14 protein-coding genes are annotated in these 14,388 nt (G+C 62.9%); 6 read left to right on the top strand and 8 right to left on the bottom strand.

The genetic code is table 11. The annotated features are described in order from the left end of the window. The first annotated feature begins 62 nt into the window (after window positions 1-62). A complete protein-coding gene (typA, locus tag GSQ79_RS10260) occupies window positions 63-1,886 on the top strand; it encodes a translational GTPase TypA (RefSeq protein ID WP_158808620.1) in 1,824 nt (607 codons plus the stop codon). Between the two features lie 97 nt (window positions 1,887-1,983). Here the strand turns inward: typA and GSQ79_RS10255 are convergent, their stop codons facing one another. Then, window positions 1,984-2,535, bottom strand: coding sequence for a PadR family transcriptional regulator (locus tag GSQ79_RS10255; RefSeq protein WP_158808619.1), 552 nt, complete (start codon window positions 2,533-2,535; stop codon window positions 1,984-1,986). A gap of 84 nt (window positions 2,536-2,619) precedes the next feature. Then, window positions 2,620-3,408, bottom strand: coding sequence for a response regulator transcription factor (locus GSQ79_RS10250; protein ID WP_158808618.1), 789 nt, complete (start codon window positions 3,406-3,408; stop codon window positions 2,620-2,622). Between the two features lie 16 nt (window positions 3,409-3,424). On the opposite strand from GSQ79_RS10250, the gene GSQ79_RS10245 reads away from it, so the two are divergent. Beyond that, on the top strand, window positions 3,425-4,849 hold the full coding sequence (locus tag GSQ79_RS10245; protein ID WP_158808617.1) for a short-chain fatty acyl-CoA regulator family protein: 1,425 nt from the start codon (window positions 3,425-3,427) through the stop codon (window positions 4,847-4,849). A gap of 9 nt (window positions 4,850-4,858) precedes the next feature. On the opposite strand, the gene GSQ79_RS10240 is transcribed toward GSQ79_RS10245, so the two are convergent. Further along, a complete protein-coding gene (locus tag GSQ79_RS10240) occupies window positions 4,859-6,433 on the bottom strand; it encodes a glucan biosynthesis protein (protein ID WP_158808616.1) in 1,575 nt (524 codons plus the stop codon). A gap of 253 nt (window positions 6,434-6,686) precedes the next feature. Here GSQ79_RS10240 and cobU point away from each other — a divergent pair, with 253 nt between their 5' ends. The 3 genes from cobU to cysN all read left to right on the top strand — a co-directional run bounded on the left by cobU (window position 6,687) and on the right by cysN (window position 10,163). After that, the gene (gene cobU / locus GSQ79_RS10235) at window positions 6,687-7,247 is read left to right on the top strand and encodes a bifunctional adenosylcobinamide kinase/adenosylcobinamide-phosphate guanylyltransferase (RefSeq protein ID WP_158808645.1); all 561 of its coding nucleotides are present in this window, start codon (window positions 6,687-6,689) and stop codon (window positions 7,245-7,247) included. Window positions 7,248-7,317: 70 nt separating this feature from the next. Continuing rightward, on the top strand, window positions 7,318-8,241 hold the full coding sequence (gene cysD / locus GSQ79_RS10230; RefSeq protein WP_246725246.1) for a sulfate adenylyltransferase subunit CysD: 924 nt from the start codon (window positions 7,318-7,320) through the stop codon (window positions 8,239-8,241). Beyond that, window positions 8,241-10,163, top strand: coding sequence for a sulfate adenylyltransferase subunit CysN (gene cysN, locus GSQ79_RS10225; RefSeq protein ID WP_158808615.1), 1,923 nt, complete (start codon window positions 8,241-8,243; stop codon window positions 10,161-10,163). Before cysD ends, cysN begins: the two co-directional genes overlap by 1 nt. Here cysN and GSQ79_RS10220 read toward each other — a convergent pair. The 3 genes from GSQ79_RS10220 to GSQ79_RS10210 form a co-directional block, all read right to left on the bottom strand. Next, window positions 10,123-10,452, bottom strand: coding sequence for a type II toxin-antitoxin system RelE/ParE family toxin (locus GSQ79_RS10220; protein WP_246725245.1), 330 nt, complete (start codon window positions 10,450-10,452; stop codon window positions 10,123-10,125). The genes cysN and GSQ79_RS10220 overlap by 41 nt on opposite strands. Window positions 10,453-10,454: 2 nt before the next feature. Then, window positions 10,455-10,721: a CopG family ribbon-helix-helix protein gene (locus tag GSQ79_RS10215; RefSeq protein ID WP_158808613.1), complete on the bottom strand. Its 267-nt coding sequence runs from the start codon at window positions 10,719-10,721 to the stop codon at window positions 10,455-10,457. A gap of 72 nt (window positions 10,722-10,793) precedes the next feature. Next, window positions 10,794-11,588 carry a cyclase family protein gene (locus GSQ79_RS10210; protein ID WP_158808612.1) on the bottom strand — a complete coding sequence of 265 codons (795 nt, stop codon included), beginning with the start codon at window positions 11,586-11,588 and terminating at the stop codon, window positions 10,794-10,796. A gap of 144 nt (window positions 11,589-11,732) precedes the next feature. On the opposite strand from GSQ79_RS10210, the gene GSQ79_RS10205 reads away from it, so the two are divergent. Next, a complete protein-coding gene (locus GSQ79_RS10205; protein ID WP_158808611.1) occupies window positions 11,733-12,221 on the top strand; it encodes an MmcB family DNA repair protein in 489 nt (162 codons plus the stop codon). Here GSQ79_RS10205 and GSQ79_RS10200 read toward each other — a convergent pair. After that, window positions 12,218-12,814 carry an ActR/PrrA/RegA family redox response regulator transcription factor gene (locus GSQ79_RS10200; RefSeq protein WP_158808610.1) on the bottom strand — a complete coding sequence of 199 codons (597 nt, stop codon included), beginning with the start codon at window positions 12,812-12,814 and terminating at the stop codon, window positions 12,218-12,220. The two genes, GSQ79_RS10205 and GSQ79_RS10200, sit on opposite strands and share 4 nt — an antisense overlap. After that, entirely contained in the window at window positions 12,807-14,183 is a 1,377-nt protein-coding gene (locus GSQ79_RS10195) for an ActS/PrrB/RegB family redox-sensitive histidine kinase (protein ID WP_158808609.1), read from the bottom strand. The genes GSQ79_RS10200 and GSQ79_RS10195 overlap by 8 nt, the downstream gene beginning before the upstream one ends. Window positions 14,184-14,388 lie beyond the last annotated feature (205 nt).

Raw genomic sequence — 14,388 nt, 5'->3', positions numbered from 1 at the left:
CCGTTTCACATTCCGGTGAAGCACCTGGCTCTCTCCTCGTCACATCCAGCCCCGGCCGTTTCATGAAGTTGCGCAATATCGCCATCATCGCACACGTCGATCATGGCAAGACCACTCTCGTCGATCGCCTGCTGCAGCAGTCCGGTTCCTTCCGTGACAACCAGCGCGTCGCCGAGCGCGTGATGGATTCCAACGATCTCGAAAAAGAGCGTGGGATCACGATCATGGCGAAGGCGACCTCGATCGCCTACCAGGACTACCGCATCAACATCGTCGACACCCCCGGCCATGCCGACTTCGGCGGCGAGGTGGAGCGCATCCTGTCGATGGTCGATGGCGCGATCGTGCTCGTCGACGCCTCGGAAGGCCCGATGCCGCAGACCAAGTTCGTGGTCGGCAAAGCGCTGAAGATCGGCCTGCGGCCGATCGTGGCCGTCAACAAGGTCGACAAGCCCGACGCCCGCATCCAGGAAGTCGTCAACGAGGTGTTCGACCTCTTCGCCGCCCTCGACGCCACCGACGAGCAGCTCGACTTTCCGATTCTCTACGGTTCCGCCAAGCAGGGCTGGATGGCGAACAGCCCCGAAGGTCCGCAGGACGGCATGGCGCCGCTGTTTGACCTCGTCGTCAAGCACGTGCCGGCCCCGACCATTCAGGAAGGCGGCTTCCGCATGCTCGGCACGCTGCTCGAAGCCAACCCCTACCTCGGCCGTATCGTGACCGGCCGCATCTTCGCCGGCAGCGTGAAGCCGAACCAGAGCGTCAAGGTTCTGGACGCCAAGGGCAACGTCGTCGAGACCGGCCGCGTCTCCAAGATCCTCGCGTTCCGCGGCATCGAGCGCACCCCGATCGAGGAAGCCGAAGCCGGGGACATCGTCGCCATCGCGGGCCTGGTAAAGTTCAACGTCGCGGACACGATCTGCGCGCCCGATGTGACCGAGCCGCTGCAGGCCCAGCCGATCGATCCGCCGACGCTGTCGATGACCTTCATGGTCAATGATTCGCCGCTCGCCGGCACCGAGGGCGACAAGGTCACGACGCGCGTCATCCGCGACCGCCTGATGAAGGAAGCCGAAGGCAACGTCGCGCTGAAGATCGAGGATTCGCCGGCAGGTGACTCCTACATCGTCTCCGGCCGCGGCGAATTGCAGCTCGCCATCCTCATCGAAGTGATGCGTCGCGAGGGTTTTGAGCTCGGCGTGTCGCGCCCGAAGGTGGTGTTCCAGAAAGATGAGAACGGCGATCTGCTCGAGCCGATCGAAGAGGTCGTGATCGACGTCGACGAGGAGCATTCCGGCGTCGTCGTGCAGAAAATGTCCGAGCGCAAGGCCGAGATGATCGAGATGCGGCCCTCCGGCGGCAATCGTCAGCGTCTCGTGTTCCACGCACCGACCCGCGGCCTGATCGGCTACCAGGGCGAACTGCTCACCGACACCAAAGGCACGGCCATCATCAACCGCCTGTTCCACAGCTACTCGCCGTGGCGCGGCAACATCGCGGGCCGTCGTAACGGCGTGCTGATCTCCAACGATCAGGGCGAAGCGGTCTCCTACGCGATGTGGAAGCTGGAAGACCGCGGCCCGATGATGATCGAGCCCGGCTGGAAGGTCTATAAGGGCATGATCATCGGCGAGCACACCCGCGAGAACGATCTCGAGATCAACGTTCTCAAGGGCAAGCAGCTGACCAACGTCCGCGCCGCCGGCAAGGACGAAGCCGTGCGCCTGACGCCGCCGATCCGCATGACGCTCGAACGCGCGCTCGCCTACATCGAGGACGACGAGCTGGTCGAGGTGACGCCGAAGTCGGTGCGTCTGCGCAAGACCTACCTCGACCCCAACGAGCGCAAGCGCTTTGGCCGCGCCAAGGAAGTCGTCGGCGCCTGATTTGAACTCACGACATGGCCGGGCGCGTCCGCCCGGCCATGAGGCTTTTCACGACCTCTGTTAAGGATAGTGCACATCGGCAAAGGCCGACGGTGCGCTACACTTCGATCGCCTTCGCCACAGCATCGAGGGCGTCGGCGATGCGATCGGCATCAGCCTCGCTGAGCGGCCCCCGCTCCAGACGCAGTCGTAGCGCCGTCTTCACGTTCTCCATGCCGCGGCGAATCTTTGGCGACATGTCACCGCCCATCCGTGACCGCATCTCGTCCATCCGGGTAAAGATCCGCTCGGTGATCGGCCGGTTGGCTTCGAGGACAGCACGCCCGTCCGCGGTAATGTCGAAGAGCTTGCGTGCGCCGTCGGTCTGCACGACGGCGATCTGGCCGAGTTCTTCGAGCAACGTGAGGGTGGGATAGACGATGCCGGGGCTTGGCGCATAGCCGCCACCGAACCGCTCTTCGACCGCCTTGATGATCTCGTATCCATGTGCCGGCTTGTCGCTCAGCAGCTTTAGGATCACGAAACGCAGGTCGCCCTGTTCGAACATGCGGGGGCGGCCGCCGCGGCCGCCGAACCCCCGGTGCTCGGGTCCACCACGCCCGAGACCGCTCGGCTCGTGGCAGTGGTGTCGTCCAAAATGAAATCGCATCGATATCTCCATGACACCGCAGCGACGTGCTGCGGTGTCACAAAGATATATCTTAGTTATGATGCGTCAAGATATATCTTAGAATTATGCTGCCAGGGTCTGGTTATGGTTCTGTCCCACACCGAGGCTCTGCAGGAAGGCGGCGATCGCCTGGGTGCGACGGTCGCAGCCGAGCTTCTCGAGGATCGCCGACACATGGCTCTTCACCGTACCTTCGGTGACGCCGAGCTCCCATGCGATCTGCTTGTTGAGCAGGCCGCGGGTCATCAGTTCGAGGATCTCGACCTGACGGCTGGAGAGCTTCGACAACCCGGTGGCCGGTGCCAGCTTGTTTTCGTGTTTGAAGTAGGTGTTGCCCTCGGCGATGTCGCTGACGGCGAGCTCGATTTCTTTCGGCTCGCATTCCGGCGAGACGACGCCCGCGACGCCGCGAAGCTGCAACAGTCGATGGGCGCTTTCGTCCGTGCAAGCGACGATCGCAATGGCGACGCCGTTGCCGCGGACATGGTCGCGAAGACCGCTGGTGTCCTTCTCCAAGGCCGACCAGGCCGAGACGTCGGCGATGATCACATCGCCACGGTGGGCGCTGCGAATGGCATCGGCGGCATCGGCGAGCTTGCCGGCCTGATAGATGGTTTTGCCGTTGAGCCCGGCATAGAGCCGCAGGGCGCTGGCGATTCCGAGCCGCATCATTGGAGCGGTGTAGATAACGATAAGCGACGAAGCATTGGCGGCGACTTCTAAGGTCCCGTCTTCAAAGCTTTTAAATGGCATGAACATCCTCCCTTTATGCCTTTCGACATACCCGGAATTAAACATTCGTTCAGGTTCAAAAGCGCTGTCTTGCAAACAATTTGCAAATGCGATTTGCAATGTTACAACAATTCTTATGCGTCAAAAGATTTTCGCCGGCACCAAGATCCGACACATGCGGGAAGCCAACGCGCTCAATCAAAGCGCGTTCGCAGAACGACTTGGTATTTCCCCAAGCTATCTCAATCAGATCGAAAACAATCAGAGGCCGTTGACTGCGCCAGTTCTGCTGGCTCTGGCGCAGGCGTATTCGGTGGACATCGGCGCCTTCGTCCAGGAGGACAGCGAGCGCCTCGTCAGCGATCTGCGGGAGGCGCTCGCGGATCCCGTGTTCGCCGGCCTCGTTCCTAACGGGCAGGACCTCAAGACGATCGCTGCCAACGTGCCGTGGTTCGCCCACGCGTTCCTCAGCATGCATGTTGCCTTCCGCCGCACCGGCGAGCGCCTGCATATGCTGGACGAAGTTTATGCCAGCGGGCAGGAGGGGGAACGCCAGCCCGGCGTGCTGATGCCCTACGAGGAAGTGCGCGACTTCCTGCACTACCGCAGCAATTACTTCGATGGTCTCGATCAGGCTGCGGAAGAGCTCGCCGAGCAGATCTTCGGCTCCGTCGCGGCGCGCGCCGACAATCTCGCCGACCATCTTTTCAGGCGGCATCAGATCCGCATCGAGACGGAGCGGGTCGAGCCGAATTCCCGCTTCATGCGGCGCCTCGACCGCAAGGCCAAGGTGCTCTGGCTCCGCGAGGGCATCGATCCGTCATCGGCGATTTTTTTGATGGCGCAGCAGATCGGCCTTCTTGAACAAGCCAGCGAGATCGAGGCGATCGTCGCCACGGCGGGGTTCAAGAGCGACGACGCGGCGGCCATAACCCGGCTTGCGCTCGGCAACTATTTTGCCGGCGCGGTGCTGATGCCCTACGAGCGTTTCCTCGCCGCCGCGCGAGCGACGCGCTACGACGCAGAACGAATCTGCGCGATGTTCGGCGCGAGCTTCGAGCAGGTCGGGCATCGCTTCTCGACGCTGCAGCGCCCCGGCGCCAAGGGCGTTCCCTTCTACTTCGTTCGTTTCGATCGGGCCGGCAACATCATCAAGCGGCACTCCTCCACGCGCTTCCAGTTTGCGCGGTTCGGCGGCACCTGCCCGCTATGGAACGTCCACGAAGCGCTGGAAGCCGGCGGTCGCACGTTGGTGCAGATTGCCGAGATGCCGGACCGCGTGCGTTACCTGTGCATCGCGCGCGGTGTGACGAAATCCGGCGGCAGTCACCTCGCGCCACCACGGCACTACGCCTTGGGTATCGGCTGCGAACTGACCTATGCGCACGAAGTGGTCTACGCCGACACCCTCGACCTGAAGACTGCGCCCGTGACCCTGATCGGCGTCAGCTGCCGCATGTGCGAGCGGACCGACTGTCCGCAGCGCGCGGCGCCGCCGATCGACCGTGCGCTGACGGTCGATCCCGACCGCCGCGAGTTCGTGCCGTTCCGATTTTCCTGAGGAATCACCTCATGTGTTGAAGGGGTGGTACTGGTAGGCCCAGGTTTCGGTCAGGGCCTCGCCGTTGAAGCGCAGGAACAGGCGCAGTTCCACCGGCTCGGTGCCCTGGACATCGAGGTCGAACTGCACGCGCCAGTGCGCGTCGTCGCCATCAGGCGAAGACTCCGTGATAATGTTGAGGAATGTGCCCCGTGACGCGGTAAGGACCGACTCCGGCGGGTGCTCGTCGGCCAGCTGCTTGAGAACCGCCCCCTCGAATTCGACCACGAATTTTCGCAGCGTCTTCGAGCGCGGTGCCCCCTGGATCGCGCCCTGACCCATCCGTGTGGCGATGCACAGCGCCAGCGGGCCGGGATGCGGATCCTTGTCGGTCCAGTGCAGCTTATACTCGTAGGTCAGGTGCTGGCCGGCAGTTGTCGGCTCCTTCGGCACCCAGAAAAGAATGATGTTGTCGTAGATCTCGTTGTTGGTCGGGATTTCGACGAGTTGCACGGAGCCTGCGCCCCATTTGCCGATCGGCTCCACCCAGCCGCAGGGGCGCTTCTCGTAGTACACACCATCGAGATAGTGATCGTAGGTCTTGTCGCGCTGCATCAGGCCAAAGCCGCGTGGCGACTCGTCGACGAACGACGAAATCATCAGATGTTTTGGGCTGTTTAGCGGCCGCCACAGATGTTCGCCCGTACCGGTCCAGATCGCGACGCCATCGGAATCGTGGATTTCCGGACGCCAGTCTTCCGCCAGCGGCTTCAGCGTTTCTGAATACCAGTACATCGACGTCAACGGCGCGATGCCGAGGCGTTCGATCGGCTTGCGCAGATGCAGATCGCAGGTGATGTCCATCGTGACCGCGGCGTCGCGATGCATGATGAAGCGGTAGGCACCGACGACGCTCGGCCCGTCGAGCAGCGCGTAGAGGTGGACGGGATCGCTGTCGCGTGCGCCTTCCTGGACCCAGAACTCGGTGAAATCGGGAAACTCTTCCGGATTGGCGACGCCGGTGTTCTGCGCCAGACCGCGGGCCGACAGGCCGAACTGGTTGCTTTCGCCGACGGCGCGGAAATAGGACGCGCCGATGAAGCGCGCCCAGCCTTCGTGGCCCTTCAGGTCCGGCTTGTCGGCGGCCTGGTTGAACTCGAGGCCGGCCATCGGCGAGGGATCGTTGGGCAATTGCCCCAGCGGATTGTTGGCACCGTGATGGAAATAATAGGGCCGGTACAGGATCTCGCGCGATTCGTGCCCCTCGATCACGTGCATTCGCACCGACTTCAAAAAGATCTGCCCGACGGCGAGGAAGGTGACGGGATACGGGCCGGCACCGTGCGCGTAGAGGGCGAGTTCGGGATTGAACGTCGTGTTCTTGGCGACGTCGTAGTCCATCGTCTTGAGGACGGCCGGATCTGGCATCGGCGGCAGCGCATAGGGCTTTTTCGCCATCTCAATGACGCGGGCCTTGAGGCTGTCGTAGCTGAACGCCTCGGCATCGGCGAACTTGAGGCCCGGAGCGGCAGCCTCGGCCGCTGAAAGTAATGGCGATATCTGCGCCGCAACGGCGATCTGGAGTAGATGTCGGCGAGAAATCATTAAGCTGCCAAGAGTTGGAACGCGGGCGGTCGGCAAGAGCATGGCTAGCACTATGATCGTCACGGACCTATAGGAACCAATGCCTTAGAGCGCTTTCTGCTTTGGTGGACTCACCACAGCGATCAGAAAGCGCTCTCTTCTCAAAAAGTTAGAGCATTCTCTCGATCACAAAAGTCTGCAACTTTTGTGGAAAATGCTCTAGTCCTGCGCCTTTGCGAATGGCGAAAGCGTCTTTTGATCGTAAAAACGGACCATTGTTGTGGATGAGCCTCAGTCTAGGATCGCGAGTCTGCTTGTTCTGGGCGGCGCGCGGTCCGGCAAAAGCCATTTCGCGCAGGTCCAGGCCGAAGACAGCGGTCTCGATTTGGTGTTCGTGGCAACAGCGAAGGCCTACGACGGCGAGATGGAAGAGCGCGTCGCGCGCCATGCTGCAGCGCGCGACGCCCGCTGGCGGCTGGTCGAAGCGCCGGTCGATCTTGCCGGCGCCCTCATGGCGCAGGCGACCGTCGGCCGCATTGTCCTCGTCGACTGCATGACCTTGTGGCTCAGCAACGTCATGCTGCGAGACGACGATGTGGATGCGGCGGCCGCGGGCATTATCGCGGCGGTATCCGCGCTGCGCGGCCCGGCGATCTTCGTGTCCAACGAGGTCGGGTCGGGGATCGTCCCCGACAATGCGCTCGGCCGGCGGTTCCGCGATGCGCAGGGCCGGCTGAACCAGGGTCTTGCCCAAGCCTGCGATGCCGTGGTGCTGGTCACCGCGGGTCTTCCCATCCGACTGAAGCCGGCACCTGTGCCAGCGTTCCGCTTTTAGAGCGTGACGCCTCCGCGTTGCGCTCGCCGTGGTGCGCCTATATGTGACAATTCTTTGGGACAAGGTTTTGATGTTGCATACGCCCATGAAAGCGCCGCTGCCGCCCCACCTCCGTCAGCTGGAGGCAGAAGCGATTTTCATCATGCGCGAGGTCGCGGCCGAGTTCCGTAAGCCGGTGATGCTGTATTCCATCGGCAAGGATTCCAGCGTGATGCTGCATCTCGCGCTGAAGGCTTTCTATCCCGCGAAACCGCCGTTTCCGTTACTCCACGTCGATACGACCTGGAAGTTCAAGGAGATGATCGCGTTTCGCGACGAGGCGGTCCGCAAGGCCGGCATGGATCTGATCGTCCACATCAACCAGGACGGCGTGCGGCGCGGCATCTCGCCGGTGGCGTCGGGCTCGGCCGTCCACACGCAGGTTATGAAGACGGAAGGCCTGCGCCAGGCGATGGATGCCGGCCAGTACGACGCGGCCTTTGGCGGCGCGCGCCGTGACGAGGAGAAGAGCCGCGCCAAGGAGCGCATCTTCTCGCATCGCTCGGCAAGCCATGCCTGGGATCCCCGCAATCAGCGTCCGGAACTGTGGCGGCTGTTCAACACGCGGATCAAGCAGGGCGAGTCGATGCGGGTGTTCCCGATCTCGAACTGGACCGAGTTCGACGTGTGGGACTACATCGCGGCGGAACAGATCGACGTCGTGCCGCTCTATTTCGCCAAGCCGCGACCGGTGGTCTCGCGCGGCGGCTCGCTGATCATGGTCGACGACGATCGCCTGCCGCTGCTGCCCGATGAAGTCCCCACCATGGAAGAGGTGCGGTTCCGCACGCTCGGCTGCTATCCGCTGACAGGCGCGGTCAAGTCGGAGGCCCGCGATCTCGACGCCGTCATCGCGGAGATGCGCTCGTCGACCGTTTCCGAGCGCGAGGGCCGACTCATCGACCACGACGAGTCCGGGTCGATGGAAAAGAAGAAACGCGAAGGCTATTTTTGATGACACAATCAGCTTTGCGTGACGGGCCGCTGCCGGCAGCCGCCCTCATCGAACGTCCGACCCTGCGCTTTCTCACCTGCGGCTCCGTCGATGACGGCAAGTCGACCCTGATCGGCCGGCTGCTCTACGAGCAGAACATGGTGTTCGACGACCAGATGGCCGCCCTCGAACGCGACACCGTCAAGCACGGCACGACCGGCGAGGTGATGGATTTCGCGCTTCTGGTCGACGGGCTCGAGGCGGAGCGCGAGCAGGGCATTACCATCGACGTCGCCTACCGCTATTTCAAGACGCCGCGGCGCTCGTTCATCGTCGCCGATACGCCGGGCCACGAGCAATATACCCGCAACATGGCGACCGGGGCCTCGAACGCCGATCTCGCCATTCTCCTGGTCGACGCGCGGAAGGGTCTGCTGACGCAGACGCATCGCCATGCCACGATCGTGTCGCTGATCGGGATCAAACACGTCGTTCTCGCGATCAACAAGATTGATCTCGTCGACTACAGCCAGGTGGTCTTCGATGCGATCGAGGCCGACTTCCGGCGCTTTGCGGACAAGCTTGGCTTCAAGATCATTACGGCCATTCCGCTGTCGGCGCGCAACGGCGACAATCTCTCCGTACGCAGCGCCAAGACGCCCTGGTACCGCGGCCCGGCGCTGCTGACCCACCTCGAAGCCGTCGATGTGACCGATGACCGCGCGGAACGACCATTCCGCATGCCGGTGCAATGGGTGAACCGGCCGCATCTCGATTTCCGCGGCTTCGTCGGCACCATCGCCAGCGGCCGCATCAAGGCGGGCGACGAGATCGTGGTCGCCAACTCCGGCCGCACCAGCACGGTGGCACGCATCGTGACGGCTGACGGCGACAGGCCGAACGCCGAGGCCGGCGACGCGGTGACGCTGACGCTGACCGACGAGATCGACGTCGCGCGCGGCGACGTGTTTGCCCTTCCCAAGGCCCGGCCCGAGGTGAGCGACCAGTTTTCCGCGCATCTGATCTGGATGAGCGAAGAGCCGCTGCAGTTCGGCCGCTCCTACTTCCTCAAACTGGCGACACGCACCGTGCCGGCAACCGTCGGGTCGCTGCAGTACCGGCTCGACATCAATACCTTCGCGCAGGACGAAGCCGCGACCTTGCGGCTCAACGAGGTCGGCCTCGCCGACATCACGGCGAACGTGCCGGTCGCCTTCGACCCCTATGCCGACAACGAGGTCATGGGCGCGTTCATCCTCGTCGATCGGGCGACCAATGCGACGGTCGCCGCCGGTCTGGTCGACCACGGGTTGCGCAAGGCGACCAACGTATTCCGGCACGATGGCACCGTCAGTCGCACCGACCGTGCGCGCCTAAAACATCAGAAACCGGGCGTGCTGTGGTTCACCGGCTTGTCCGGCGCGGGCAAATCGACGATCGCCAATCGCGTCGAGGCCAAGCTCAATACGGCTGGCGTCCACACCATCATGCTCGACGGCGACAACGTCCGCCACGGCTTGAACAAGGACCTCGGCTTCTCCCAGGCGGATCGGCTGGAGAACATCCGACGCGTTGCCGAAGTGGCGCGGCTGATGGCCGATGCCGGGCTTATCGTGCTGTGCTCGTTCATCTCGCCGTTTCTCGAAGAACGCCGGCTGGCGCGGGAAATCTGCGCCGAGGGCGAGTTCGTCGAAATCTTCGTCGACACGCCGATCGCCACATGCATCGAACGCGACCCCAAGGGCCTCTACAAGAAGGCGCTGGCCGGCGAGATCAAGAATTTTACCGGCGTCGACCAGGCCTACGAGCCGCCGGAAGAGCCGGACGTCGTGGTCGGGCGCGACAACGAGGGTATCGAGAAGGCGGCCGCGACGGTGATCGAAGCGCTGGTACACCGCGGCTTCATCGATCGGTTCGATGATCTCGTGGATTGGGCGATCTGATCCGCGGTGACCAATAGCCCGCTTCCCGTTGGTGGCGGAACGCCGGGACGTAGATCACATCGTCTGCCGAATCGTGCCGGTAGAGCGCGACATAGCCGGCATTTCCGAAAGGGATAACGAGCTCGCGGAGGTCGAGCGAGTCCGACGATGGGCGCCCGATCGCTGCGTTCAACTCCAGTAATGCGAACTGTTGCTCGATGACGCGGCCGGCGCGCTCGGCCACTCGCCGATCCTTCGCGATCAAAAAGCGGCGGCAGCGCTCGAGACCGAGAACCGCTCCTTCCGTCACGATTAGTCGTGGCACTCGGGCAAATCCGCGTCAGTGCCCCAGGTGCTCAGCCAGGTTCTGACTTCCAAACCAGTCAAATGCCGGCCGGTTTTCTGATACGCCGCCCAGGACGCTGCCGCTTCCTGGTCAAAGCCTTCGCGGGCTTCTTCGCGCTCGACATATTGGACGATAGCTTCATGCATGATCCGGTCGGCAGGCTTTTGCCGCTGGTTTGCAAGTTTCTGGATCCTGCCCTTGAGATCGTCGTCGAGTTCGATTGACGTCGTCACACGGATTCTCAATGTTCGAGATCGTAGCTTACCAATCGTAGCGGTGGCCGTCCGGGCTGTCCACGCACGTCATTATGGCAGCACCGCATACGCCCGCGCCGGAAACCCGAGCCCGTTCTTCACTTTCGGCCAGGTCACCACGATGTAGGCGCCGATCGGTGGGACCTTGTCGAGATTGTCCATGACCTCGATCTGAAAGTGGCCGCTGCCCAGCACGTAGGTTTCGCTGGCCATTTCCTTGGTCGTATCCGTGTCCATCGCTTCATGGCCGATGGCGGTCACGCCGCGCTCCTCGATCAGCATTTTGACGACCGGCAGCGACCAGGCGGGGAACGGGTTGCGCTTGAATTTCTTTGGATCGCCCCAGTCCTTGGACAGGTCGGTGCGCAGCGCGGCGAAAGATCCCTTGGGCACGCGCCCGTGGACCTTTTCCCATGCCAAAAGATCTTCGACCGAAAAAGCATGCGCGGGATCGCTGGCCAGGAATGGCGTGTCGTCCAGCACCACCATGGGCAGCATCATGTCGTCGAGCGGGATCTGGTCCATCGTCACGCCGGTGGCCGAGAAATGCGCCGGCGGATCGACGTGGGTGCCATACTGCCCGACCATCGCGTAATAGGTGGCGCGAAATCCGTCCTTGGCGATGGTGTAGGCCTCCAGCGTCGTGGGATCGACAGCCGGCGTCATCTTGGCCTGACCAAACCCTTCCCAGACCGGGGTGGTCGGACTGAAGGCATGGGTCAGGTCGACCTTGGGTTTCGATGCGATGAGGGCGAAGGCGTCGGCCAAGGTGATCGCAGGCGGGGTCGGCAACGGGTCGGCAAGGCCTGGCAGAAGGCCCGCCATTAGGGCGCCAAAAGCGATCATTGTCCGAACCAGCATTGCGACAGCCCCCGTGTTCCGGGCAATCTATGGCGTTCGGTCGGTGCGCGCCACCGATCCGGCGGCTTCGGTCTTGGCGGCGACGGTACAAAGGCGGTAGATTCAAACGATGTTCACAGGCTTCCGCACATGCCGCCCCGCTTGATCGAACCTGTCGCGCCGATCGACGGCCGCCAGTCCGAAACCGCGCTCTTCGTCGCGCGCGGCACGCGGCGCCTGCTCCGCGCCAAGGGCTTTTCCAGCATCACCGAGATGACGCTGCACTCCGGTCGTCGCGCCGATATCGTCGCGGTCTCCGGCGATGGGACGATCCACATCATCGAGGTGAAATCGTCGATCGCGGATTTTCGCACCGACACGAAGTGGCGTGACTACCGGTTGCATTGCGACAGGCTATTCTTTGCCATCCCGCCGGAGGTTCCGATCGAGATCATGCCTGAGGATGCCGGGCTTATCGTCGCCGATGCCTATGGCGCCGAGATCGTACGCGACGCGTCGGAGCATCGTCTTGCGGCGGCGACGCGTCGTGTGGTTCTGATGCGCTTCGCGCACACCGCCGCGCATCGGCTGCATACCCTGAGTGACCCGCAGATCGCGGCGATGCAGCCGTTCAGCTAGCGCGGCGCGCGCTTCGCCAGAATTCGCTGCAGGGTGCGGCGATGCATGGCGAGCCGGCGTGCCGTTTCCGAAACGTTGCGGCCGCAGAGCTCATAGATCCGCTGGATATGCTCCCAGCGGACTCGATCGGCCGACATCGGATTTTCCGGCAGGGCAGCCTTGTCATGCTGCGTCGCCATCAGGGCGTTGTAGATTTCGTCGGCGTCGGCGGGTTTTGCGAGATAATCGAAGGCGCCGAGTTTGACCGCGGTGACCGCCGTGACGATGTTGCCGTAGCCGGTCAGGATGATAGCCCGGGCATCGGAGCGCTTGGCCTTCAACTCCGACATCACGTCGAGCCCGTTGCCATCGGTGAGCCGCATGTCGATGATCGCGAAGGCTGGCGCTGACGCTGCGATGGCAGCAAGACCCTCGGCGACAGACGAAGCTGCTGTTACGACGAAGCCGCGGGTTTCCATCGCGCGCGCAAGCCGCAGGCAAAACGGCTTGTCGTCATCGACGATTAACAGGGACTTGTCGCCATCGACATCGAGACCCAGGATCGCGGGGTCGATGCGATCTGCAGCCGAGGGAACCGATCCTACATTATCCATTGCCATCAACCTTTTCCGCAATCTGGTCGTGTGCGGCGGGTGCCGCAAGGTCTATTTCGTCCAAAACGGGGGCGGGCGTCCGTCGCCGTTCGAACGTCGAGCGCTGCCATAAAATCGTAACGCGCGCGCCGCGAAGAGGTGGCACGGCATTCGTCATGGAAACGCTGGCACCGGCGCGCTCGAGCAACGTCTTGGCGATAAACAGGCCGAGCCCGAGACTTGAACCGTCTTCGCTTTTGGCGCGACGATTGGCCTTTCGCGTCACGTACGGCTCGCCGAGCCGCATCATAACGTCGGGGGCAAAGCCTGGTCCGTCATCCTCAATGACGACGGCGACGATCGCGTCCGTCCAACGCGCGATTAGGCGCACCTCTGTCTGTGCGAAGTCGATGGCGTTCTCGACGAGATTGGCGATCCCGTAAAGCATCCCGGGATTGCGGCGGCATACCGGCTCCTTGCCGCCGCCTTCCTTCTGGATGGCGATTCGAATGCCGAAGTCGCGTTGCGGCTGCACCACCTCCTCGAGCAGGTGCCCGAGCGTCAGATTGCCGATGATCTCGCCGGGCTCGCTGCCGAGCGAAGCCAGGGTGCCCAAAATCTTGCGGCACCGCTCGACCTCCTGCATCAGAAGGGTGAAATCCTCGCCGATCGCACCCTCGGCCGGAAACTGCTTCTGCAGATCCTTGACGACCAGCTTGATCGTGGCGAGCGGCGTGCCAAGCTCATGCGCCGCGGCGGCAGCCAAGCCGTCGAGCTGAGTCAGGTGCTGCTCGCGCACCAGCACGAGTTCGGTCGCGGCCAACGCATCCGCCAGGCGGCGCGCTTCCTCGGCCACCCGCCAGGCATAGGCCGCGGTAAAGCTCGCCCCGAGCACGATGCCGCCCCACACGCCCACCGTGTACAGAAACGGGAGATGCATGACCGGGCCGGGATACCAGGGCACGGGGTAATGGCAGGCGAGCAGGGACGTCGCGCAGATGATCACCAGGGCCGTCAGCGCTGCCGTGTAGCGCGCGGAGAGGGAGACGGCCGAGATCATGATCGGCGCCATGAACAGCATGGCGAAGGGGTTTTCGAGACCGCCCGTCAGGTACAGCAGGGCCGTGAGCTGCAGGAGGTCGTACGACATGAGATAGGAGGCCGGACGATCCTCGAGCCGGTCGCTGTGACTGAAGCGAATGCGAAGCCCGACATTGACCCAGATCGAGGCCGCGATCACGAGGCAGCAGAGGCCCAAGGGCAGGGCGAAGCCGAGAATGAAGTAGGTCGTGAGGACGGCGACGGCCTGGCCGGACACGGCAAGCCAACGCAGCCGGACAAGCGTATCGACGCGCGGGCGGCGGGAGCGGTGACCGAGATCGATATCCAAGGGCTGTCCCGCAACATCAGGCAATGGGTGCGCTCTCTGTTCCTAGTTTCATATCGATGCAACCTTATGGATTGCGCCATAAGTAATTGTTCGCAATGAGTTGGGCTAGTCGGATAATTGATCTAACGCGAAACTCCCATTAAACGGCGAACGTCGGCGGCGAAGGCTTCGTTCAGGTCGCCGACAGCCTTTCCGACGAATGATG

Origin of the sequence: Beijerinckia sp. L45, from assembly GCF_009765775.1 — a bacterium.
GTDB lineage: Bacteria > Pseudomonadota > Alphaproteobacteria > Rhizobiales > Beijerinckiaceae > RH-AL1.
The sequence above is the reverse complement of the archived record's forward strand: the minus strand, read 5'-3'. Positions and strand labels throughout refer to the sequence as shown.

What these genes read in the sequence shown, in the direction of transcription:
- GSQ79_RS10210 (WP_158808612.1), bottom strand. Translation starts at nt 11,588, where the DNA reads ATGATCGCTTTTGGCGCCCTAATGGCGGGCCTTCTGCCAGGCCTTGCC.
- GSQ79_RS10245 (WP_158808617.1), top strand. Translation starts at nt 3,425, where the DNA reads ATGCGTCAAAAGATTTTCGCCGGCACCAAGATCCGACACATGCGGGAA.
- cysN (WP_158808615.1), top strand. Translation starts at nt 8,241, where the DNA reads ATGACACAATCAGCTTTGCGTGACGGGCCGCTGCCGGCAGCCGCCCTC.
- GSQ79_RS10205 (WP_158808611.1), top strand. Translation starts at nt 11,733, where the DNA reads ATGCCGCCCCGCTTGATCGAACCTGTCGCGCCGATCGACGGCCGCCAG.
- GSQ79_RS10240 (WP_158808616.1), bottom strand. Translation starts at nt 6,433, where the DNA reads ATGATTTCTCGCCGACATCTACTCCAGATCGCCGTTGCGGCGCAGATA.
- GSQ79_RS10255 (WP_158808619.1), bottom strand. Translation starts at nt 2,535, where the DNA reads ATGCGATTTCATTTTGGACGACACCACTGCCACGAGCCGAGCGGTCTC.
- GSQ79_RS10200 (WP_158808610.1), bottom strand. Translation starts at nt 12,814, where the DNA reads ATGGATAATGTAGGATCGGTTCCCTCGGCTGCAGATCGCATCGACCCC.
- cysD (WP_246725246.1), top strand. Translation starts at nt 7,318, where the DNA reads ATGTTGCATACGCCCATGAAAGCGCCGCTGCCGCCCCACCTCCGTCAG.
- typA (WP_158808620.1), top strand. Translation starts at nt 63, where the DNA reads ATGAAGTTGCGCAATATCGCCATCATCGCACACGTCGATCATGGCAAG.